The organism is Gilliamella sp. B2923 (genome assembly GCF_026536565.1).
Taxonomy (GTDB): Bacteria; Pseudomonadota; Gammaproteobacteria; order Enterobacterales; family Orbaceae; genus Gilliamella.
In genome coordinates, this window is the sequence record NZ_JAFNNZ010000008.1 from 1 (window position 1) to 23152 (window position 23152).

19 protein-coding genes are annotated in these 23152 nt (G+C 37.0%); 15 read left to right on the plus strand and 4 right to left on the minus strand.

All coding sequences use genetic code 11. The features are described from left to right. Positions 1-332 precede the first annotated feature (332 nt). On the minus strand, positions 333-929 hold the full coding sequence (locus tag J3U42_RS09070) for an imm11 family protein (RefSeq protein WP_267336263.1): 597 nt from the start codon (positions 927-929) through the stop codon (positions 333-335). A 534-nt stretch (positions 930-1463) separates the two neighbouring features. Here J3U42_RS09070 and J3U42_RS09075 point away from each other — a divergent pair. From J3U42_RS09075 to pmrB, 6 genes are all read left to right on the plus strand, one after another. Next, on the plus strand, positions 1464-2291 hold the full coding sequence (locus J3U42_RS09075; protein WP_267336264.1) for an ABC transporter substrate-binding protein: 828 nt from the start codon (positions 1464-1466) through the stop codon (positions 2289-2291). Between the two features lie 2 nt (positions 2292-2293). Next, the gene (locus tag J3U42_RS09080) at positions 2294-3019 is read left to right on the plus strand and encodes an amino acid ABC transporter permease (RefSeq protein ID WP_267336265.1); all 726 of its coding nucleotides are present in this window, start codon (positions 2294-2296) and stop codon (positions 3017-3019) included. A 6-nt stretch (positions 3020-3025) separates the two neighbouring features. Beyond that, complete coding sequence (locus J3U42_RS09085) at positions 3026-3709, plus strand: amino acid ABC transporter permease (RefSeq protein ID WP_267336266.1); 684 nt, start codon at positions 3026-3028, stop codon at positions 3707-3709. A gap of 263 nt (positions 3710-3972) precedes the next feature. Beyond that, positions 3973-4509: a phosphatase PAP2 family protein gene (locus J3U42_RS09090; RefSeq protein WP_267336267.1), complete on the plus strand. Its 537-nt coding sequence runs from the start codon at positions 3973-3975 to the stop codon at positions 4507-4509. A gap of 130 nt (positions 4510-4639) precedes the next feature. Beyond that, positions 4640-5302, plus strand: coding sequence for a two-component system response regulator PmrA (pmrA, locus tag J3U42_RS09095; RefSeq protein WP_267329229.1), 663 nt, complete (start codon positions 4640-4642; stop codon positions 5300-5302). Positions 5303-5334: 32 nt separating this feature from the next. Further along, on the plus strand, positions 5335-6423 hold the full coding sequence (pmrB, locus tag J3U42_RS09100; RefSeq protein ID WP_267336268.1) for a two-component system sensor histidine kinase PmrB: 1089 nt from the start codon (positions 5335-5337) through the stop codon (positions 6421-6423). On the opposite strand, the gene J3U42_RS09105 is transcribed toward pmrB, so the two are convergent. Further along, entirely contained in the window at positions 6398-7024 is a 627-nt protein-coding gene (locus J3U42_RS09105) for a YrbL family protein (RefSeq protein ID WP_267329231.1), read from the minus strand. The genes pmrB and J3U42_RS09105 overlap by 26 nt on opposite strands. 277 nt (positions 7025-7301) lie before the next feature. Between J3U42_RS09105 and rplM the strand changes: the two genes are divergently transcribed. The 9 genes from rplM to J3U42_RS09150 all read left to right on the plus strand — a co-directional run bounded on the left by rplM (position 7302) and on the right by J3U42_RS09150 (position 20896). Continuing rightward, positions 7302-7730 carry a 50S ribosomal protein L13 gene (rplM, locus tag J3U42_RS09110; RefSeq protein WP_220217639.1) on the plus strand — a complete coding sequence of 143 codons (429 nt, stop codon included), beginning with the start codon at positions 7302-7304 and terminating at the stop codon, positions 7728-7730. 11 nt (positions 7731-7741) lie between these two features. Beyond that, positions 7742-8134 carry a 30S ribosomal protein S9 gene (rpsI, locus tag J3U42_RS09115; RefSeq protein ID WP_034901366.1) on the plus strand — a complete coding sequence of 131 codons (393 nt, stop codon included), beginning with the start codon at positions 7742-7744 and terminating at the stop codon, positions 8132-8134. Positions 8135-8456: 322 nt separating this feature from the next. Then, positions 8457-9089 carry a glutathione S-transferase N-terminal domain-containing protein gene (locus J3U42_RS09120; protein WP_220217638.1) on the plus strand — a complete coding sequence of 211 codons (633 nt, stop codon included), beginning with the start codon at positions 8457-8459 and terminating at the stop codon, positions 9087-9089. A gap of 42 nt (positions 9090-9131) precedes the next feature. Next, a complete protein-coding gene (locus J3U42_RS09125) occupies positions 9132-9542 on the plus strand; it encodes a ClpXP protease specificity-enhancing factor (RefSeq protein WP_267336269.1) in 411 nt (136 codons plus the stop codon). A 204-nt stretch (positions 9543-9746) separates the two neighbouring features. After that, positions 9747-10703: an inorganic triphosphatase gene (locus J3U42_RS09130; RefSeq protein ID WP_267336270.1), complete on the plus strand. Its 957-nt coding sequence runs from the start codon at positions 9747-9749 to the stop codon at positions 10701-10703. Positions 10704-11125: 422 nt separating this feature from the next. Then, positions 11126-13987 carry an autotransporter outer membrane beta-barrel domain-containing protein gene (locus J3U42_RS09135; RefSeq protein WP_267336271.1) on the plus strand — a complete coding sequence of 954 codons (2862 nt, stop codon included), beginning with the start codon at positions 11126-11128 and terminating at the stop codon, positions 13985-13987. Between the two features lie 160 nt (positions 13988-14147). Then, on the plus strand, positions 14148-15086 hold the full coding sequence (locus J3U42_RS09140; RefSeq protein ID WP_267336272.1) for a hypothetical protein: 939 nt from the start codon (positions 14148-14150) through the stop codon (positions 15084-15086). Positions 15087-15105: 19 nt separating this feature from the next. After that, positions 15106-17940, plus strand: a complete 2835-nt coding sequence (gene glnE, locus J3U42_RS09145) for a bifunctional [glutamate--ammonia ligase]-adenylyl-L-tyrosine phosphorylase/[glutamate--ammonia-ligase] adenylyltransferase (RefSeq protein WP_267336273.1) — start codon at positions 15106-15108, stop codon at positions 17938-17940. A 769-nt stretch (positions 17941-18709) separates the two neighbouring features. Further along, positions 18710-20896, plus strand: a complete 2187-nt coding sequence (locus J3U42_RS09150; protein ID WP_267336274.1) for an extracellular solute-binding protein — start codon at positions 18710-18712, stop codon at positions 20894-20896. A gap of 49 nt (positions 20897-20945) precedes the next feature. On the opposite strand, the gene J3U42_RS09155 is transcribed toward J3U42_RS09150, so the two are convergent. Both J3U42_RS09155 and J3U42_RS09160 read right to left on the minus strand, forming a co-directional pair. Further along, on the minus strand, positions 20946-22169 hold the full coding sequence (locus tag J3U42_RS09155; RefSeq protein WP_220217631.1) for an MFS transporter: 1224 nt from the start codon (positions 22167-22169) through the stop codon (positions 20946-20948). A 14-nt stretch (positions 22170-22183) separates the two neighbouring features. Next, positions 22184-23011, minus strand: coding sequence for an MBL fold metallo-hydrolase (locus J3U42_RS09160; RefSeq protein ID WP_267329239.1), 828 nt, complete (start codon positions 23009-23011; stop codon positions 22184-22186). Between the last annotated feature and the right edge of the window lie 141 nt (positions 23012-23152).

Genomic DNA, 23152 nt, shown 5'->3' on the forward strand with positions numbered 1-23152 from the left:
TAAAATCAAAATCTAATAAAAATCCTTTTTTGAAATATTAACATATGGCTAATAAATAGTCTATTTAAAAACGATAAGTGTTTTTATATAAAAAAGAAATAGGTAATCTGTTCGGTATAAATGTATTTATAGGGGGCATTATTGGTTGTAAGTTAGGCTTAGGATAATTTGAAGTATTTTCTTGAGCAAAGAGCAAGAATTTATCCTGCTCTTTTTGTAGTGGGAATGAAGTTTATTTTTAACTAAATTTCATCATTCATATAAAATTAACTCTCGGATATTTTTATCCTCGTTGTTTCAGTTGGATTAATATCTTCAAATCTTCTCGAAAATTAGAAAGACCAATCTTCCACTTTTGTAAATGAAACGCCTTGAGGTTTAACTGACATAATGGCATTGACAATTGATTTATGATATAAGTGTATAGTACAGAACTCAAATAATTTAAAAATCAGTCTTTTTTCTAAAGGTATTTTAGCTAAAATTTCTTTGTCTAATTCAAACCGATCGATCCAGCTTAACAAATTAGGATCTGTACGATCTACTTTACATTTAGATTTTTCTCTATCGACAGCTTTTAGATAATTATAGATATGTATATAAAAATAATCTTTTAAAATGTCTCCAGTATTGGTCTCGATTTCGGCTGGTATAAGCTGAATTCCCTCAATATGCATAGCATCTAAGGCATCGGCTATCTTTTTTGAAACAATGCTACTTGGTTCTGCAAAATAATCGCCAATTACCGGTTTTCTAGGAATAGGGGCACAAAATTTAAAATGAGTCAATTCGGGATTTTCAATTCTTTCTCTTGTTCTGGGATACATCATAGTATGCCTGGAATCATCTTGTGGACCGATTAAAGGATAGGCTTTATCACCTGCTCGATCAATAATATAATATTCAAACTCGTCATTTGTGCTATTCATGTTTCTTATTCCTTTTATTTAATTTTATTGGTTTTTCTTCATTATTGTTGAATTCAGTCTAATTTTCAATCAATATCATATTTGTTTATTAATTTAAATTAACTCAATAGTTTCTTTTAAATCTTGTAGTTGGCAAAGAATTTTGATCTCAATAACCATATTTACTTTTTTGAATATCAAATCGGTCAGTGGTGAGTGTACAGAGAGAACTTTTATCAATTCAGATGATTTTTAGCTTACTATCTATTTTACAACGTATTTGCCTTTTATTATTTTTCGATTGGTACCTTTTCACAATCCAGCCGGCACAAAAGTGCAAAGACACTCAGCTTGATACTATGATGTGTACAGGTTTTAAATGCTAAAACCCGAGTTATTTTATTGCTAATAGTACAATCGTGTACTATTTATAAGTTATGGGTCATTTTAAATATAACTTTAAGTTATAAGCACCTAAATAATTGTTATTTATTAACCTGAATACTTTATTGATAGACTGAAACCCTATACAAAGTCCAATGGGGGATAATAACAATGAAATTTTTAACTAAATCACTGACGGCGGTTGCCTTAATCAGCTCATTATTTGTTGCAAGTTCGGCCTATGCCGATCGCTTAGATGATATTGAAAAACGCGGACAGATCAAAATAGCGGTATTTGATAGTAATCCGCCGTTTGGCTATATCGATGAAAAGACTAATCAAATTGTCGGGCTTGATGTTGATTATGCTAATGAAATCGGTAAAGCTTTAAATGTAAAAGTTGAGTTAGTTCCCACTAATCCAGCCAATCGTATACCTTTATTAACTTCACAAAAAGCCGATTTAATTGTGGCTAATTTTACAGTGACTGAGGAGCGTGCCAAAGCGGTCGATTTTAGTGTGCCTTACTTTGCAACCGGACAAAAATTTGTTGCTAAAAAAGGCGTGTTAAAAACGGCAGATGATCTTAACAATCTTCGTATTGGCGCAGATAAAGGGACGGTAATGGAAATTACCCTACGCGAAAAGTATCCTACTGCTAAAGTGATTTCGTATGACGATACGCCTTTTGCCTTTGCTGCCTTACGTAATGGGCTAGTTAACGCTATTACTCAAGATGATGCTAAATTAATTGGTTTATTGGCTAATGTGCCGGAAGATCAACGTGCAGAATTTGAAATTTCACCATTTAGTATCACTCAAGAGTATCAAGCCGTCGGCATTCCAAAAGGTGAAACACGTTTAAAAGATAAAGTGAATCAAATTTTATTAAATCTTGAAAAAGACGGCGAGGCTGTCACTATTTATAATCGTTGGTTTGGACCAGAAACTAAATCGGCCATGCCACGTGGTGATTTTAAAATAGGTAACGGTCAGTAACCATGTTTGAGCAACTACTTGAGCCTCGATATTTATGGTGGTTATGGGATGCTTTTTTAGTCACCTTAGCGATTTCATTTCTCACCATTATTTTATCAACGCTTTTAGGTTTTTTATTAGCTATTGCAGAGCAAAGCCACTTTAAATTGATTAAAGGGGTAATAGGGGGATATAACGCTATTTTTCGTTATTCGCCATTATTGCCTCAACTGTTTTTTTGGTATTTTGGCGTAGGCAACTTGTTGCCGGCTGAATTGAAAATGGCGCTATTAGATGAACCACAAATCTCTTGCTATTTTTTCACGTTAAAAATGCCTTCTTTTGAATTTATCATCGGTTTAATAGCGTTAACTTTTTATTCAAGCGCTTTTATTGCCAAAGAGTTTCAGGCTGGGATTTCAGGCGTGGCAAAGGGTCAACAGCAAGCCTCTTTAGCATTGGGGTTAAGTTGGTGGCAAAGTATGCGATTTATCATATTACCGCAAAGCTTTCGTATCGCCTTTTCGCCCTTAATTGGTCAATATATGAATATCATCAAAAATTCATCATTAACCATGGCTATCGGGGTGCTTGAGCTTTCTTATGTATCACGGCAGATTGAAACAGAATCACTAAAAACATTTCAAGATTTTGCTATAGCAACATTGTTATATATTTTAGCCATTGTGATAGTTGGTACACTTGGCAATATTTATCAAGCAACAAGATTATCAACCAGTAAGGTTTAGAAAATAATGGAACTTAAAGGATTAACGGTTATTTGGGATAATTTACCTTATCTTATGTGGGGTAACTTTCCCGGTGGTATATTTTTAACGCTAGTGATGAGCGTTATTGCGATAATCTTCTCAACGCTATTAGGCATACTCGCCGGTATCGGTCTGACCATTCTTAACGGCATAGCTCGTCAATTACTCATCATTTTACTTGGTTTTTTACGAGCTATTCCGGTCATTATGCTGATTTTTTGGACTTATTTTCTTTTGCCGGTTTTGTTAAATATTGATGTACCGGCAATTGCAACAGTGATCTCGGCCTTAACTTTCATCGGCGCTGCTTATATTGGGCACTCTGTGCATGCTGGCATGGTGGCGATAGCTAACGAGCAGTGGCAAGCAGCTTACTCGCTTGGGCTGACAAAACGACAGGTGATTGGCTATATTATTTTACCTCAAGCGTTGAAAATGATGTTGCCTTCTTTTGTCAATCAATGGGTATCATTAATCAAAGACACCTCGTTAGCTTATATTGTTGGTGTTGCTGAATTTACCTTTATTGCTACGCAGATTAACAACCGCAGTATGGTTTACCCAACCGAAATCTTTTTATTTGTCATTTTGGTCTATTTTGTGATTTGCGCATCACTCGATATTTCTGTTTCACGATTGACGCAAAAACGATTTAATCAGAAAAATTAAAAAATAGGGTGACTAAGCTTAAACTATCTATCAACAACTACGATATTAACAACTACGTTAATAACAAATGCGATATCGACAATTACGCATTGATAACGATACATCGACACTTGCTGTTTGCTCCTTTGCTTAAACGATTTTATCGCATCATTACGCCATACAAATTGCTTAATATGGTTATTGGCTTGATGATTTATTAAGGTTTTTTTAAGATTTAACGATTAAATTATTCAAAAGTAATCAATAATTCAAGTGGATGCGGTATGTGGCGCGATTTAAATACTCAACTTTTTTTGTTAATCAATGCTTCTGATCATGCATCGAAGCTGTTTATCTCTTTTGCTATCTTTTGTGCCAACTATCTGGCCTTTCTACCGATTATTGTGCTCATTATCGGTGGCGCAATTAATAAAAATTATCGCTTGTTGATTATTAAGATTGTTGTCACTTTAATCGTAGCACTTAGCATCACATTTTTAATTCGACATCTGATCTATTCACCCCGCCCGTTTGCACTGGATATTGGTACGAATTATTTATATCATGATAAAACCAGCTCATTTCCTAGTCAGCATGCAGTATTTGTGTGGGGAATTTGTTGCACTATATATTTCAACTATCAATCCCAATTAAAAACCTTGCTTTACTTTTGTACAATCGTTGCCTTGCTGGTTTGTTGGAGCCGTATTTATCTTGGAATTCATTGGCCAATCGATATCGTAACCGGATTTTTATTGAGTTTGATATCGGCATACATCATCAATAAGATTTGGTCGTTGCGTGCGAATAAATCCCGATAGCTGACTCAATAGATAATAATAAAACGTTTATGGCAACTAACAATAATGATTTGGTATATGTGCAGCAAAGCATATAATAAATGTCAAAATATGCTCATGATTCTAATATCGATAACTGGGGTGATTCCTAATGAAAATACTGATTGTAGAAGATGATAGTCTATTACAAAAAGGGCTTTATGACGGTATTACCTCTAATGGTTATGTATGTGAAGTGGCATCAAATGGCAAGCAGGCGGAAGATCTTATCCAATTTTCTCAATTTAGCTTGATCATTTTAGATTTAGGGTTACCCGATTGCGACGGTTTAGAGCTGTTGATGCGCTGGCGTAAAAATCATATTGATATTCCTGTGCTCATATTAACCGCTCGTGATACGATTGAAGATCGCGTCGAAGGTTTAGATCAAGGAGCGGATGATTATTTAATTAAACCCTTTGCATTGACCGAACTCCTTGCCAGAGTGCGTGCATTAATCCGCCGAAATCAAGGAACGGCTGATAATGTAATAACTTATGGTGCAATTACTATTGATATCAAGCAACAAAAAGTGACATTGGATGATAAAGAAGTGACCCTTACGCCCAAAGAGTTTATTGTTTTATCCCGTTTGATGCTTAAAGCGGGCGAAAAGGTTCATCGTGATCTGTTACAAAATGATTTATATGATTGGCAAAGTGACCCTAGCTCCAATGTGCTAGAGGTGTATATTCACGGTTTACGGACTAAACTAGGCCGAAAAACCATTCGGACTGTTCGTGGTTATGGTTATCAACTCGATGATAGTCAATAATCAGTTTTCTCGCTTTATGGATAAAATCAGATATGATTCGTCAATCCCTCAGTAACATTCGCCATAGTATCCGTTGGAATCTCTTTTTCACGCTGGGCGCAATTATGCTGATATGTCAAATTATCACGGTATTATGGTTATGGCATGAAAGTAAAGAGCAAATCGATGTCCTTGTCAATTTAACGTTAAGTCAAAATAAGATTGATGAAGTTGTTGAGCACGAAGAGCTAGAAGCCATTTTTGCCTTATTTTGCTCAGCGTTTTCGATGATGTTAGTCACGTTATTTTTGGCCTATAAAGCAATCAAATGGATCACAAAACCGCTTGAAATACTTGAACAAGATTTAAACCAACGCACAGAAGATAATCTTAAACCCATTAGCCAAATTAGTAACATGCGGGAAATCAAATCAATCACTAATGTGTTAAATAAACTCTTTGTCCGATTAAGTAATACATTGGTACAAGAACGCTTGTTCACAGCGGACGTTGCTCATGAAATGCGCACGCCATTAGCCGGCATTCGCTTGCATTTAGAACTTTTAGAAAACAAAAATAAGATTGATTGCCGTGAATTAATTGAACGGATAGATCGACTGGTCAATACGGTTGAACAATTGTTAATGCTGGCACGGGCAAGTCAAAAATTTACTATTGGGCAATATCAGAAGATAAATTTTTATGACGATATCATCATCCCACTTTCTGATGAACTGACCGAATTGACTGAGCAAAAACAGCAACAGCTAGTGTGGTATTATCAAGATAATCAGCTATTTTTTAATGGTGATGCAACCTTGATTCGATTATTGATTCGCAACTTAGTGGAAAATAGTTATCGTTATAGCCCGGCAAACAGCAAAATAACGGTAAGTTGCTTTAAACAAGCCGATATGATTGTGATAACAGTAGAAGATGAGGGGAGTGGTATTGATGAGTCAAAAACGGAAAAACTGACACAAGCGTTTTTCCGTATGGACAGGAAACATAATGGTATCGGGCTTGGTCTGAGTATTGTCAACCGTATAACCAAATTACATCATGGGCAATTTACGTTAAAAAACAGAGCAAACCAGCAAGGTACCATTGCAGAACTTAAGCTGAGTGATTCACATCATTGACCAGATTTGTGATCAAAGGATTATGGGTATTTTCTCTGATTAGTGATTTTAAAAATCGTTGCCAAGTTCGTTCAATTTTGCTTTTAGCAAAAAAACCGATGTAGTTGGCAATGGGAATAAAGGTTGAATTGCCGATATTATCAATTATGACTAATCGGTTTTGATCGGCAGATTGATGTTGAAACAAAATATTTTTGCTTTTAATGGTCATGGTAATAATGCGATCACGCAATAAATCGGCTTTTAATTTTTTCAAAGCGGTTACCAGCGCTGAATAGTACTGCGAAGTCAGTTGCTCATCAGCAAGATATTTTTCAAGAGTAGTTGATGTGTTACCGTCTTGATCTCGAATCAACTCAAAAACTTGACCTTCGCCAAGATTAGTATTGACCGCACCATAATACTGCGCCAATGCGTCCCACGCGATATGACGTTTGATAAGGTGTTTATAATACGCTATCTCACGGCTGGTTTCTTCTTGCGCACCTTCGTTATAATTGACTTTAATGCATTTATTGGCATCATCAGGATGATGATAACATTTGCGGTGTAAGCCTTTGCTAATATACTCTTTATCGGTAAGTTGGATTAGATTTTTCATAGATATTGATATTGGCTAATTGAGTTTTTTAAAGAGTTTAACAGTAACTGTTTTTTCTCGCTACGATTTTTTATGATAAACGCTAGCGCTTTTTATATATTTCTGTATAATATCGCCACCCACGTTACGACAGCGTTCTTCCCAACGCTGTTTTCGGTTGTCAAAATTAGTATAACAACTCGAAGGGGTTAGTTAATTAATAGCAGCAATCAAAAAAGTGTAAATAAATCATATGATTTATTAACGTGAGATTAATTAAATTATTGGATAATTACGAATGAGTACTTTTTCAGCTAAACCAGAAACAGTTAAACGCGACTGGTATGTTGTGGATGCAGAAGGCAAAACGTTAGGTCGTTTAGCAACTGAAATCGCAAGCCGTTTGCGTGGTAAACACAAAGCAGAATATACACCACATGTTGACACAGGTGATTATATTATCGTTATCAATGCCGAGAAAGTTGCTGTAACAGGCAAAAAACGCACTGATAAGATCTATTATCGTCATACTGGCTACATCGGTGGGCTTAAAGAAGCGACTTTCAAAGAAATGATTGAACGTCATCCTGAACAAGTCATCGAAATCGCTGTAAAAGGCATGTTACCGAAAGGTCCTCTAGGTCGTGCAATGTACCGTAAACTAAAAGTTTATGCTGGTAGTGAGCACAATCATGCGGCACAACAACCGCAAGTATTAGATATTTAAGGGGATAAAAGATGGCTGATAATCAATATTACGGTACAGGTCGCCGCAAAAGTTCTGCTGCTCGTGTGTTTATTAAACCAGGTAGTGGAAATATCGTTATTAACAAACGTTCTTTAGAGCAATACTTTGGTCGTGATACTGCTCGTATGGTTGTGATGCAACCACTTGAGTTAGTTGAAATGACTGACAAACTTGATCTTTACATCACTGTTAAAGGTGGCGGTATTTCAGGTCAAGCTGGTGCGATTCGTCACGGTATTACTCGTGCATTAATGGAATATGATGAAACTTTACGTTCATCATTACGTCAAGCGGGCTTTGTTACTCGTGATGCACGTCAAGTAGAACGTAAAAAAGTGGGTCTACGCAAAGCACGTCGTCGTCCACAATTCAGCAAACGTTAATTGTATTTTACAAAAACGTTATCAAGTTGTACCAAAAACCCGGCATTGGTCGGGTTTTTTTATGTTTAACGTGCTTGCTGAAAAATAGTGAAATAACTTTACTGATATTTTCCCGTCAAAAAATCTTATCACAACGCTAAAATCTTAAATCTTGATCACTTTTTTTGCTTAAACACCTATAAAATCTGAAACTTCTTGTCAAAATCGTCATATTTCGGCGATTCTTAATAAGAAAATTCATTTTTTTTAACAAATTTGTTATCCAATTTGCTAGAATAGAACTTATCTAAACTAAAATTTAATTTTAATATTTGGAGTGAACATGGTTGTTGCTGTTAATAAACGTTCTGTAATGACATTATTTTGTGATACAACTGATATTTACGGCCATCAGATTCGTTTTGTGCTGGCGGAAAAAGGCGTAACTGCGGAGATTGAGTTTGTCAAAGCTGACAACTTACCCCAAGAACTTTTGGATCTTAACCCATATAGCTCTATCCCAACCTTAATCGATCGTGATCTCACGTTGTTTGAGCCTCACATTGCCCTAGAGTATCTTGATGAGCGATTCCCGCATCCACCGTTAATGCCTGTTTACCCAATTGTGCGTGCAAATTCTCGCTTGACAATGTACCGTATCAAACGAGAGTGGTACAGCGCCTATGAAACCATTATTGCTGATCCGGATAGTGATGCAGCAAAAGTCGCTCGCAAAAACTTACTTGATGATCTTGTTTCTATCTCGGTCATGTTTAAAGAAAAAGACTATTTTATGAGTGATGATTTTACCTTATGTGATTGCTATTTTGCACCACTACTATGGCGTTTACCTGTTATGGGCATTGAATTGCCTAAAGTGGCTGAAAAGAATTATTTAAGCTATATGGCACGTATTTTTGAACGTCCTGCGTTTGTCAGTTCGTTAACCGATGACGAAAAGAAAATTAGGGCATAATCAACCCTTTTAATTGCAATTGAAATCAACAAGGTAACCTTTATGGAATATGAACAAATGTTGCCACGTCGCCCGTATCTTTTTCGGGCTATTTATGATTGGATTTTAGATAATCAATTAACCCCGTATATTCTTGTTAACACAACCGTTCCGGGGGTACAGGTGCCACAGCAATTTATTCAAAATAATCAGATCGTGTTGAATATCGCGCCCCATTCAGTTGGGCAATATTTAGCAAACAATGATCAGATTGAATTTAATGCCCGTTTTTCAGGCGTGTCCGAACATATCATTGTTCCAATGGAAGCGTTAGTTAGTATCTATACTCGTGAAAATGGCATGGGTATGGGTTTTCATGATGAACCGCAATATGAAATGCAACGTGAAAAGTCATCTAACCCGGCAACACAAACCGATAAAAAGTCAGCCAACCCGTTTCGTGTGATTAAGTAGTTATTACATAAGCATTAAATAATTGTTATCCATTTGTAAAATAATAGCTTTTTAAAAAAGCTATTATTGCTTATGCTGGCAAAATCATTTGAAACCTTAATCAAGCTGGCAACTTTTAGCAAGTATTGTCATTTGTATTTTCTTGTCTTATCGATATATGATATAGCAAACTAACTAACTAACTAACTAACAAATTAAATCTGTATGAGCCATGAAATTGAATTAAAGTTTCAAATTAATCAAGAAGATATTGCTAATCTTCAAGCCTTTTTAAATCAATGGGCGAGTAGTGATGAGCTTGAGTTTTCGAGCTTATCGAAAAAGCAGCGTACATTTTCAACCTTATCTTTGGCTAATAGCTATTATGATACAGCCGATAACTATTTGCGCAATCATCATTGTGGATTAAGACTAAGATCGACGGAAAACAACCAGACTAAACAGTACGAAATGACGTTAAAGCGTGATAGCCACGCTATCGCCGGTTTACATGAGCGTGCTGAATACAATGTTGATTTAAGTCAACCACAACTCGATTTGTCTCTTTTTCCGGCGCAAGTGTTTCCTAAAGCGTGTGACATTACAACGCTACAACAAAATTTAAAACCACTTTTTACCACCAACTTTACCCGTCAAGTCTGGTTGATCTCGTTTGCCAATAGCGAAATTGAAGTTGCCTTAGATCAAGGTGAAATCACCTCTAATGGTCAAACTATACCAATTCAAGAAGTCGAGTTAGAGATCAAACACGGTAATAAACACGATCTTTTGAACTTTGCCAACGAACTGAGCCGATTCCATTTACACTTATTTTCACAAAGTAAAGCTGCCCGGGGATATCGTTTGTTAAATAATCAAAAACTATTACCTACGGAGTTTGAATTAACGCAACAATCAAGCTTGCTTGATATCATCAAATATTGGCAAAAAAACGAAGAGTATGCGTTATCAATTGATAATCTTGATTTTTATAAGCGGGTACTTGATCAAGTTAATCATCAGTTAATGAATAAAGCAGATAAATTCAATCCCGAACTTACACAGTGGCAAATGGCATTATCGGCGATAAATACGATCAAAACCTTTGCTTTTAGTGAAATTAATACAACACTCAAACTTATGCTGATTGCACAAATCGATAATGAAGTTAAAAATGAGTGATTTAAAACAGATAAGGAATAAGTTTAAACATAACTTTTTTGAAATCACCATTGTGGTTTGTTATCGTTTTTGGGTTGTTAAATAGTATTGCTGTTGTGGTTAATTATTACAGATTGTTCAACGATAATTTTGTTAAACAAGCTTTGAAATTCCAGGCAAATTGATTGTTTAAAAATTTATCATCTTACTCAATTCTCTTTCTCCTCCATTTTTATCAAGCTATGGCCACATTTCCCTGTTTTAAGTAGGGGAAATGGTTGGCAGTTAGGCAAAGCAACTTAATGAAAAATAAAAGCAAGATAAAGTTTGATTATTTGATAGACAGTAAAAATAACATTTGCTATTTTACCATTGATTTGCCATTAAATTACATTTCTTAGTAAATAAATTTAAATAACTCCATGGAATAGTAAGGAAAAAACATGAAGAAATTAAAATTAAATAAAATCACACTACTCGTTAGTGTGTCGTCCACCGCTTTATCGCTATTTCCATTGTCAGCTAACGCACTCTCAATCGACCACACTAATATCACAAATTATCTCAATAGTGGTATTTCAACCGATCGTGAACAAGATTCCATTGATATTGATACTTCTTCAGCAGCAGGGCCCCATATCATTAAAGATAGTGGTAAAGCCTTAGAAGCCAACAACGACCAATCAATTTTTATTTATGGTGATAATTCATTTGATATTCAAAGCCATTCTAATGGCAATTACAACAGCTTTAACGGGGTGAATGTTCGAAACGGTGGAAGATTTTATTTTCATACCGATCTAAATATCGCGCAAGGTGCAGGTACCGGTATTTATATTGCAAGTGAGGGTAGAGTGCTATCCTACAATAAAATTAACATTGATAGTACCAGCTCAAATAGCAACGCTTTTATTGGTATCCGAATGTACAACTCTAGCGATCAATCTCACTCCGAAGGCGATTTTCATAACAAAGTTAACATTAATTCAGCCGGACAAAATAGCTATGCTATTTATTCGCTTAAATCCAATAATCCTAACGCTGTCCGTAGTTATTTAAGGTTTAGAGATCATGTGTCAATCAATATGACTGGTCAACAAAGTCATGGTATAGCGTTTAACCAACAATCAATCAACTCAGTAAATCTTGATCCATTTGAAAATAATGTTATGGAATTTGGCAACGGTGTTGATTTAATGATTGCCAATGGTATCCCTATTGACATGCAACAGCTTAATGGGTCTTTAAAGATTTATACTTCGGATGATGTTAAAAACCGAATTGTGAGTAAATCGAATCAAGAATTTAATGCAATTCAATCGTTAGGGGGCGAAATTGATATCGCTGGTCAAACGCTTATTGAAGGCGATATTTATGCGAAGAAAGATCGCATGGGTGATGCTCTTATAAACTTCGTTCTTTATGATGGATCGTATTTATTAACCTCAATGGATAACAATAATCAATATGCCAATAATAAAGGCGAGATAAATCTTATCCTGAGGGGTAATCAAAGTCAGTGGAAGATGACCAATAATTCGTATCTTGATCATTTAACCTTAGATCAAGGAGCTAAAGTCTCTTTTGGTTATTCTTACACAACCCCGAACATGCCATTAACGCTCGATAGTCACAATAAAATGGAGCTTATCGCTCAATCATTAGATGGTGAAGGTTTGTTTGAAATGCGAACTGGCATAGGTCAAACGCTTGCGGGCGATCTGCTTAAAATTACTGGCGTAAGGCAAGCTTGGGGCGATCATAAAATTGCCCTCATTGACAATAAAACTGGCGCCAACCGGGTAAACGGTACCGAAAAAATAACTTTAGTTGAAACCCAAGGCGGCAATGCCAATTTTGCTATGGCATCTTCTTTTGATATCGGGCCTTATTTATTTAACACCCTAACCAAAGTCAGCGGTGAGCGTGATACAACCTCTGAAGATTGGGTATTGTCGGCAATTAGCAATCCAAATGTTGTAAATGACGATAACAGTGATGACGATGACAACAACAACGGCAACACCGACGACAATAACGGCAACACCGACGACAACAACGGCAACACCGACGGCAACAACGGCAACACCGACGACAATAACGGCAACACCGACGACAATAACGGCAACACCGACGACAACAACGGCAACACCGACGACAGTAACGGCAACACCGACGGCAACAACGGCAACACCGACGGCAACAACGGTAACAACGACAGTAACAACGGTAACACCGACGGCAACAACGGCAACACCGACGGCAACAACGGTAACACTGACGGTAACAACGGCAACACCGACGGTAACAACGGCAACACCGACGGTAATAACGGCAACACCGAGGGTAACAACGGCAATAATAACGATACCGGCAAAGATAAAACAAAACCAACTTTGACTAATACCGCAAAAAATGCCGCCAATATCCTGAATTCAAACTATTTAATGAATTATGTCGAAACGCAAACATTACTACAAAGAATGGGGCAGCTACGTACAAATAATGGTGACGGTGGCGATGTCTGGGGTCGAATTTACACCGGTAAATTAAGCTCATTTAATGATAATCGCTTATCTAATTTTGATATGCGCTATTATGGATTGCAACTCGGCGTCGATCGAAAAGTGGATAATGATAATCTTGATATCTATTACGGTATTATGGGCGGATTTACCCGTGGTAATACTGATAATCATGTCGGAGATGGTCATACCAAAAGCTATTCAGTTGCGTTATATACCTCATTACAAGCACACAATGGTTTATATTTTGATGCATTAGTCAAATATATGCACATGTCACATAAATTTAACACGAAAACAGGTGGTGGTTATGCGGTTAAAGGCGACGGTGATACTAAAGGCTTTTCAATTGGTGCCGAAATCGGTAAACGCTTTTATATAAACCAATGGTATATCGAACCACAAATGCAGCTTACCTATTCACAACAAAATAGCGCAACAATCAAAGCCAGCAACGGCTTAAAGACCAAATTAAGCCGTTATAACTCACTGATCGGTCGAACCAGTGCAATTTTAGGATACTCAACACAGATTGATGACAACCCAATCGATATTTATATCAAAACAGGATTCCTAAAAGAGTTTGACGGCGAAACGGCTTATACCTTTAATCATGTCGCCAAAGAAAAATATGATTTTGGGGGTAACTGGTGGGATAACGGCATCGGTGTAAATATGCAGTTAAATCAAAATCATCATCTTTATGGTGATGCTGTTTACTCAGTGGGTAATAAGTTTGATCAAAAACAGATCAATCTAGGTTATCGATATTCATTTTAATTTAACAACTATTTAAAACAACAAATTATCTCTGGTGGACGAGGTTAATTGGCAAATAATAAAAAATTTGCTAAATAATTTTCGCTCCACCTACTTTTTTAGACTTGAGCGATAACAACATAACTTTAAATAAAAAAATAATTGATAAGGATAGGTAGGAATGAAGGTATCTTATTGTAAATTGCCCTTGATGTATGTGTTATTTTTCTGGCTATTTAGCTTTAGCTTTTGGATTATCGATGCGGTTTTTGTGTCTGAGATACAACGTGGAATCTTTGAAATTTTTTGGTCTCAAGACCTTATCTATAAAGTTAGATTCCTATTATTTATTTTTATAGATTATCTTCCTGCTTCAATAATGATTTTTATTGTCTCGTTGATCTTATTAAATAAATATTCTATCCATCAAATTACCAGAAAAAATAGCTTTCAAGGTGGATTGATTATGTTTATCACCACTGTTTTTATTAAATTAATTTCCTACGTCTATTTTAGCAATTCAATGACACCGCTACCGCTATTACAATCTTTATCACTATTACTATCTAACGCTGTGATTATTTTGGTTTGCATTCCACTGATATTCTATCTTATGGTTAGATTCTTTAACCCCGATATGACACCTATTGACACTGCGATAGCCTGTCAAAACAGCCCAAAGCTGCATTTAGTATTGTTTATCTTATTGTATAATTATTATTTTATAGCATTATGTGTTTATGGGTATTTACATCAATATTCATTACTTCTTTTTTTAGTGATTTTAACGATTTGTAATGTACTGGGCTATCTGTGCTTACGTGGTTTATTTCAAAAAGTAAATGAAAAATTACAGTGGCTAAAAGTCGTTACTAGTTCATTTTTACTATTCGTATTAAACGGTCTGCTCATGTTTGGATTAACTGTTTTAACCGGATTTTTCGTCAGTAAGATCTTTCATCTTCAGCAAGGCTCTTATCAGGAGGTTGAATTTTATGATCATCATCATAACTCCCTGTTTACGGCTAATCTTTTGATATTAATGCTGTTAAGTTGCGTTATGGTAAGAGTTGGCGTAATGTTATTTTTTGGCAGGCAAAAACCTCAAAAACAATCTTAATTCGAATGGAATGACCAGCATGACAGAATTGAAAAAAGTATTTAATCAACAAAAACAGAAAGTCCTGGCAAATTTGTCAAACATTGATCGTGATTGTTTACAAGCAAGCCTTGATATTTTAATTCAGAGTGATTTTCTGATTGATACATTTAATCGATATCCTAGCTGGTTATCGCAATTGATTAGCGCTCCCCCACAAGCTGATGAAAGACGATTTTATCAAACTTGGCTGAATGAACAATTAGCATCGGTCACCAATGAGGAGCAATTGATGAAAACATTAAGATGTTTTCGTCGTTTTATCCTGACTCGTCTTGAATGGTCTCAATTGACTAAGATCAGCACCGATGAACAAATACTATTGCAACTGAGTGAACTTGCTCAAGTGATCATTATCACGGCTCGTAATTGGCTCTACCAGTTAAGCTGTCAGGAATGGGGTACGCCTTGTAATGGGCAGGGAATTGCGCAGCCTTTACTAATTTTAGGTATGGGTAAATTAGGGGGGAGTGAACTGAATTTTTCCTCCGATATTGATCTTATATTTACTTATCCCGAACACGGTCATACTCAAGGTGGACGACGAGAGCTGGATAATGCGGTTTTTTTTACTCGTTTAGGGCAACGCCTAATCAAAGCGCTCGATCACGTCACCGAAGACGGCTTTGTTTATCGGGTTGATATGCGTTTGCGCCCACTTGGTGACGGTGGCCCGTTAGTGCTCAGTTTTTCCGCTATGGAAGATTATTATCAAGAACAAGGGCGAGACTGGGAACGTTACGCCATGGTGAAAGCTAAGGTCTTAGGTGATCAGCAAGATCCTTATACCTTAGAACTCTATCAAATGCTAAAACCTTTTGTTTATCGTCGTTATATTGATTTTAGCGTATTACAATCATTGCGAAATATGAAAAGCATGATTGAACGAGAAGTGCGTCGTCGAGGTTTGAAAAACAATATAAAACTCGGCGCTGGCGGGATTCGAGAAATTGAGTTTATCGTACAAGTGTTTCAACTTATTCGAGGCGGTCGAGTAGTGGGGTTACAGACTCGTTCCTTATTACACGCTTTACAGGTGATAGAACAAGAAGGATTATTGGATGTTGAGGAAGTGATTTTATTGCGGGAAAACTACCTATTTTTACGCCGCTGTGAAAACATTTTGCAAGCCATTAATGATGAACAAACCCAAACCTTGCCTGAAAACGAACTCGATCAATTACGTCTGGCGACCAGCATGGGCTTTGATAACTGGCTAACGTTTAGCGATGATTTATCTAAACGAATGCAACTTAATCGACAAATATTTAATGAATTAATTGGCGAAGATACACCAGAATCGAGCCAATCTAAACAAGATAATGATCCGTTTGATGATCTATGGGTGCCGGACTTACAATTGACTGATGTCAAAGCCGTATTACCCGACTTAAACGAGCAAGATGCTCAGCAGCTATGTCAATTGTTGCTGCAATTTCGAGATGATATCGGCAAACGAACAATCGGCGTGCGAGGGCGTGAGATTTTAGATCAGCTAATGCCACGATTACTCGCTTTGACTTGTCATGAACAACAACCACTTATTTTACTGGCAAGAATTTTTCCATTACTGGTAAACATCGTTAGTCGTACCACCTATCTGGAGCTACTGCTTGAGTATCCAACCGCACTGAAACAATTGATCCGCTTATGTAGCGCATCGCCAATGATCAGCGACCAATTAGCCCATTATCCCATTTTGTTAGATGAACTGATTGATATCAATTCGCTGTATCAAACGGCCGCCCCTGATGCTTATAAAAGTGAACTGTATCAATATTTACTGCGTATTGCGGTTGATGATGAAGAGCAACAACTCGAAGCCTTACGTCAGTTTAAACAGATGCAACTACTGCATATTGCTGCTGCTGATGTGCAGCATGTATTAACCACCATGAAAGTGAGTGATCACCTAACTTATGTGGCAGAAGCGTTACTGGATTTTGTTGTACAAATGGCATGGAATCAAATGGAAAGCCGTTATGGCAAGCCGGATTATCTCACTGACAACCAAAAAGGTTTAGTGGTGATAGCTTACGGTAAATTAGGTGGCTGGGAGCTGGGTTATGGTTCCGATCTGGATTTGGTCTTTTTACATAACTGCCCGGCCAGTAGTGTTACCAATGGTGAAAAACAGATAGATAGTCGGCAATTCTATTTAAGACTGGTACAACGTATTATCCATTTATTTAATGTCCGTACCAGCTTTGGGATTTTATATGAAGTTGATGTACGCTTGCGTCCGCAAGGCGATGCCGGCTTATTATCCTGTAGTTTAACGGCGTTTGAAGATTACCAAATGCATGAAGCATGGACATGGGAACATCAAGCCTTAGTGCGAGCCCGTGCAGTTTATGGTGAGGCTGAGCTAATTGAACAATTTAACCAAATTCGCCGCCGAGTACTTTGCAAAGCACGGGATGAAAGCCAATTAAAAACCGACGTCAGACAGATGCGTGAAAAAATGCGCCTACATTTAGGCACCACCCAAGCGGATCGGTTTAATTTAAAAATTGATGAAGGTGGCATTGGCGATATTGAATTTTTATCACAATATCTTGTGCTAAATTATGCCAATCAATATCCTAAAATAACCCATTGGAGTGATAACGTACGTATTTTAGAATTAGCAGCCAATTATCAAATTATGGATGAAACCGAAGCGCAAGCGCTTACCAACGCTTATATTGATATGCGTAATGAAATACATCAATTAGCATTACAACTTCGCCCAAGTTTGGTTGAAAGCGACAGCTTTAAGCAAGAAAGAGAGATAGTCAAACATAGCTGGGCTAAATGGTTAAGCAACAATTAGCTCTTTTATACTTAAACATAGGTATTTTCTGAAAGTTTTTGACAAGAAATATGCCAGTATAATATCGCTGACGTTAGGCAAGCAAAATGATTGCCTTGCTAAAGCAGGCTAAATGTCAAAGTAAAATAGTTCAGTTTTATACTAAAACATAGGTGTTTTCTGAAAGTTTTTGACAAGAAATCTACCTGTCTAATATCGCTGACGTTAGGCAAGCAAATTTGATTGCCTTGCTAAAGCAGGCTAAATGGCAAAGTAAAATAATTCAGTTTTATACTGAAACATAGGTATTTTCTGAAAGTTTTTGACAAGAAATCTACCTGTATAATATTGCTGGCGTTAGGCAAGCAAAAGGATTGCCAAACTAAGCCGGGCTGAATGACAAAGTAAAATAGTTCAGTTTTATACTGAAACGTAGGTGTTTTCTGAAAGTTTTTGACAAGAAATCTACCTGTATAATATCGCTGACGTTAGGAAGCAAAATGACTGCCTTGCTAAAGCAGGCTAAATGACAAAGTAAAATAGCTCAGTTTTATACTGAAACATAGGTGTTTTCTGAAAGTTTTTGACAAGAAATCTACCTGTATAATATCACTGACGTTAGGAACCAAAATGATTGCCTGGCTAAATGACAAAGTAAAATAGCTCAGTTTTATACTGAAACGTAGGTCTTTTCTGAAAGTTCTTGACAGGATAACGGCGTTAGCGAAGATATAACATCGGCTTAAAAGCTTTTTATACCGATTTAGATTTTATTGGAGTTTTAAATTTAATGGCAACGATCAAAGATATTGCGAAATTGGCGGGAGTATCGCACGGCACTGTATCAAATGTGCTTAATGGTCGGGGTAATGTCAGTGTCAAAAAAATCAAATTAGTTGAACAAGCCGTACAACAGTTAGGCTATCAACTTAACTTACAAGCCAAAATCTTAAAAGAGGGCAGTGCTAAAACCATATCGGTAATTTTGCCCAATATCACCAAAGAGCAGTACGCTTACCTTTATGAAGGTCTGTTTAATTATGCCAACGATCAAGGTTACGAACTAGCACTCTATTTGACCTATGACTCAAAAGAGCTTGAATTACAACATATCTCAAAAGTGGCCGTCAAACGTGATCACGCTGTTATCACCATTAGCGCTTTAGCCGATGCGCAACCTTATTATCAATCGATTAAAATAGCCGATGAAAAAATCATTTTTGTCTATCGCAAACCGGCTCAAGCAAAGCAATTTATCACTTTAGATTTTGAACAGGCAGGCGAAGATATCGCCGCACAAATGATAAAGCATCACTATCGGCATATCGGCTTATTTTGCTGTAGCTATCAACATCATCATGCGAATTTGTTCAAGCAAGGGCTGGAAAATGCTTTTGCCCAGCAAAATTATTCAGTGCGATTAGATTCCATTGCTTCAGCGCCGTCAGAAAGCAGTTATAATTTATCTTTTCAATTTTTTACTGAGCAACACCCTCAATATCATGCCATTATCACCATGGATATGGAGCAGGCGCATTTTATCAGAAACGCTAACTTTTTTGGCAGTTTAGATAAGTGCCCACCCATTTACACATTAGCCAATAACCGTTTTTATTATGAAAGTGACTTTTACCAATACCATATGAATTATGGGATGTTGAGCGAGCAGATCATTAAATTAATTGAAGATAAACCAATCACGCCGTTAGCTAATAAAGGCTTTTCATTATTACCCGCTATATTACCGGCTAAATTACCAGATAGCGCAGTAAGGGGCTTATCGCAAACGGCGCAAGTGATTAATTTTCTGATTTTACCCAGCCCGTCGACTGAAGCCGTTAAAAAATTGCTACCCCACTTTAAAAAAGTCAGCGGTATTGATGTCAACTTAATTGTAAAACCCTTTGATGAGATTTACGACATTGTTGAGAATTTTGACCAGCACCCACAAATCGATATTGTTCGACTCGATATGGCAGGTTTACCTTGGTTTGCGCCTTCCATATTTAAGCCGTTAATCGAGCTTGATCTCAATGTGGCATCGCTGTTTGAACGCTATCAACCGGAGATCGTTGAGCGATTTAGTTATGTGGATAATAAAGCCTATGCCATTCCGTTTGATCCGAGTGTGCAGATGCTGTTTTATCGTAAAGATTTATTTGACGATCCGTTGATCAAACGCGCTTACTTTGAAAAGTATCGACAGCACTTGCAGATCCCGACAAATTTTAAAGATTTCAATCAGATCGCCACATTTTTTAATCAACAGTATAATAGTGAATCCCCAATCGAGTATGGTAGTTGCATTACGCTGGGTAATGACGAGATTATCGCATCAGAGTTTTTACTTCGTTACTATGCGCAAGGTGGAAAATTATTTAATGAAGATAAACTGTGTTTAAATCACTCGATTGCGCTAAGCACCTTAACCCAATTACAGACCTTTATTCAGTCAGCAAACAACATCGATGCCAGTTGGTGGCAACAGTCGGTTAATTTATTCGAACAGGGTAAACTGGCAATGCTAATTGTCTATACTAATTTGTTTAGCTATATCAATCATCGGGATATTTTACCATTGATTGGCTATAGCAATGTGCCGGGTAATCGTGCATTATTTGGTGGTGGATCGCTGGGTATGTCTAAATATAGTCAAAAAGACAAAGCGGTAAAAACCTTTTTTGATTGGCTCTATTCGGCTGAAATCAATGAACAAATTGCTTTACTGGGCGGTGCGACGGCGCAAAAAAATATTATGCAAAATCAGCCGATTGTCAATCAATCACCCTGGCTACCGGTTGCCCAATTGCAATATGCTAATGGTATACGGGAAAACAGTATCAATGGCAAAGCGATTAATCTGCACTTAGTTGAACATATTATCGGTCAATATTTATCGGGTTGGATAAGCGGGCAATTTAGTGCTAAGCAAGTGATTGCGCTTATTAATGAGTCAATCAGCGAGCAATATTGCTAATAAACGCATTATTAGCAATATTGCAATTGATAGGTTAAAAGCTACTTGCTTAGGATTTTGCTTTAGATGTCATAATCACATCTTTATCGTTAAAGAAGAACCAGAATCCGACCGCCACAATGGCCGCAACCACAGCCGGATAGATCCAAAACTGCTGCCATTGAGGTCCGGCTTGCTCTAAAGACTTTTCAGTTACAACCCGATTATTGATAAATCCACAGACTGACGCTGCCATAAACAGACCAAAACCATTGGAAACAATAAAACGTAATCCTTGCGCTTGAGCTTTAATTTCAGTTCCGGCTTTTTTATCTACATAAATATCCCCGGCTGTAAAGAAGAAGTCCCAACAGATACCTTGTAACAGAAGTGTACCAATAATATAGAAATACATCTCAACACCTCCTGCCGTGGCGGCTAAGGACAGCATTAAAGAGCGAATTACCCAACAAATGGCACCAAATAAGATGATCTTTTTAAATCCATAACGACTTAATAAGAAAGATAACATAAACATAAATATGACTTCGGTAGCAATGGCGATTTGCATCATGGACGCCGGCTCAATACCTAATACCGGTAAATAGACAGGTAGATAAGCACTATAAGCTGTTTTGGTTATCATCAGAATAAAGGTTGATAGCATAAAGATAGTAAAGTATTTATCTTTAAACAGCGATAACGCATCTAAACACAAAACATCACGTAGCGAGAATTTTTTGTTTTTGCCACTTGGCGGTGTATTAGGTAGCATAAAGCAATATAAGCCATATACCACAGAGGCACCAGCGGCAAGTAAAAACGAATTAATCGAAGTTGAAAAACCGGTAAACCCGAGAATTAATCCGGCTACCATAAAACCAATGGTACCAAAGACCCGAATAATTGGGAACCAACGAACACCGTCAATATGTCTGAAGCTTACGCTATTGGCTAAGGCAGTAGTTGGGTAAAACAGCAAGCCAACAATAAAGATCATAATTAAAAAGCCGGTCACATTACCGCTTAGAATAAAATTGGGAATAGTAAATAAAACACAAGCATTAATAATGTGTAACACGCCCATGACTTTTTGCGAGGCGATAAATCTATCGGCAACCATACCCACAAACAGTGGCGAAATAATGGTAGCAATGCCCAAAACCGAATAAGTTGAACCGACAATCTCTTTTAAATCATGAGCAGCAAGTACTGCGCCGATAACCATATTCCATGCACCTTGCACAAAATATTGTAAAAACATCATAAGTAGCAAACTGGGTATTTTTGACATATAAAACTCCAATATTAAATTGTCTTAATTAAGCCGTCGTAAGCGACTTGAATATGATAAGGTTCAAATATTTCAACTAATTGGTCGTGCATAAATCCACTACTATGTGAGTGATGCGAGGTGATAAGTTGGGTTGAAGAGTCGAAGATCGCATCATCTAACATACGTTTTTGCGCAGCAATGACCGTTTCAATACTCATATGATTATTAGTGCGATCATTTTGCTTATAGCCATAAGTACATTCAAAAACCGCTAAATCGATTTTTTTACCGCTTGCTTTTAACCATTGCCAGGTGAGCTCCGGAAAATAGCCGGAATCGTGTCCGTGCAGTACCGTTTTGCCGTCTTTTTCGATCAGGTAAATATAACAAAATTCCCATTTGGCATGATTCGCCAGCAATGGGGTAATACGATAGCCGGCCGAACTGGTTACCGTTTGATATGGCACCAGCAAATTAAACACAAACCGCTCCGGGCTATAACCGGGTAGAACGTTTAAACAGCCATTTATCGCAATATCATTGCCATAAACAGACAGCGGATGATCGATATTAAAACCATAATCGACCATACGACTAAATAGATCACCGACATTAAAATGGTCGGGGTGGGTATGGGTAAAAAGAAGATCTTTGATTTTGGTCACATCAATATTATCACGCATAACTTGATAACTAAACTCTGGGGCAAAATCGATTTGCAAGATATCATCGATAATCACTGAACTTCGGGTGCGGATATTTTTACCTTTTTGTATTCGTGCTTTTTGACAAATATCGCATTTACAAAAAGGATTGGGAATACCTTCAGAAGCAGCGGTACCCAAAAACTGTAGTTTCACATTGTTCTCCTATTATTTAGGTTGTTTAAACGGATCAAATTACAAGTTGTGTTGTAAAATTGGAACGTTTCAATTTTATGTGAAGGTAGGTTATTCCACAATAAAATTAGCTTACTTTATTGTTAATTCGTGAGCAGGATC

Bases quoted from the DNA above. Each gene is read 5' to 3' on its own strand.
- J3U42_RS09105 (WP_267329231.1), bottom strand. From the start codon at position 7,024: ATGAAAAATCTAATCCAACTTACCGATAAAGAGTATATTAGCAAAGGC.
- J3U42_RS09135 (WP_267336271.1), top strand. From the start codon at position 11,126: ATGAAGAAATTAAAATTAAATAAAATCACACTACTCGTTAGTGTGTCG.
- pmrA (WP_267329229.1), top strand. From the start codon at position 4,640: ATGAAAATACTGATTGTAGAAGATGATAGTCTATTACAAAAAGGGCTT.
- pmrB (WP_267336268.1), top strand. From the start codon at position 5,335: ATGATTCGTCAATCCCTCAGTAACATTCGCCATAGTATCCGTTGGAAT.
- glnE (WP_267336273.1), top strand. From the start codon at position 15,106: ATGACAGAATTGAAAAAAGTATTTAATCAACAAAAACAGAAAGTCCTG.
- J3U42_RS09155 (WP_220217631.1), bottom strand. From the start codon at position 22,169: ATGTCAAAAATACCCAGTTTGCTACTTATGATGTTTTTACAATATTTT.
- J3U42_RS09150 (WP_267336274.1), top strand. From the start codon at position 18,710: ATGGCAACGATCAAAGATATTGCGAAATTGGCGGGAGTATCGCACGGC.
- J3U42_RS09070 (WP_267336263.1), bottom strand. From the start codon at position 929: ATGAATAGCACAAATGACGAGTTTGAATATTATATTATTGATCGAGCA.
- J3U42_RS09090 (WP_267336267.1), top strand. From the start codon at position 3,973: ATGTGGCGCGATTTAAATACTCAACTTTTTTTGTTAATCAATGCTTCT.
- J3U42_RS09125 (WP_267336269.1), top strand. From the start codon at position 9,132: ATGGAATATGAACAAATGTTGCCACGTCGCCCGTATCTTTTTCGGGCT.
- J3U42_RS09130 (WP_267336270.1), top strand. From the start codon at position 9,747: ATGAGCCATGAAATTGAATTAAAGTTTCAAATTAATCAAGAAGATATT.
- J3U42_RS09140 (WP_267336272.1), top strand. From the start codon at position 14,148: ATGAAGGTATCTTATTGTAAATTGCCCTTGATGTATGTGTTATTTTTC.
- J3U42_RS09120 (WP_220217638.1), top strand. From the start codon at position 8,457: ATGGTTGTTGCTGTTAATAAACGTTCTGTAATGACATTATTTTGTGAT.
- J3U42_RS09080 (WP_267336265.1), top strand. From the start codon at position 2,294: ATGTTTGAGCAACTACTTGAGCCTCGATATTTATGGTGGTTATGGGAT.
- J3U42_RS09085 (WP_267336266.1), top strand. From the start codon at position 3,026: ATGGAACTTAAAGGATTAACGGTTATTTGGGATAATTTACCTTATCTT.
- rplM (WP_220217639.1), top strand. From the start codon at position 7,302: ATGAGTACTTTTTCAGCTAAACCAGAAACAGTTAAACGCGACTGGTAT.
- J3U42_RS09075 (WP_267336264.1), top strand. From the start codon at position 1,464: ATGAAATTTTTAACTAAATCACTGACGGCGGTTGCCTTAATCAGCTCA.
- rpsI (WP_034901366.1), top strand. From the start codon at position 7,742: ATGGCTGATAATCAATATTACGGTACAGGTCGCCGCAAAAGTTCTGCT.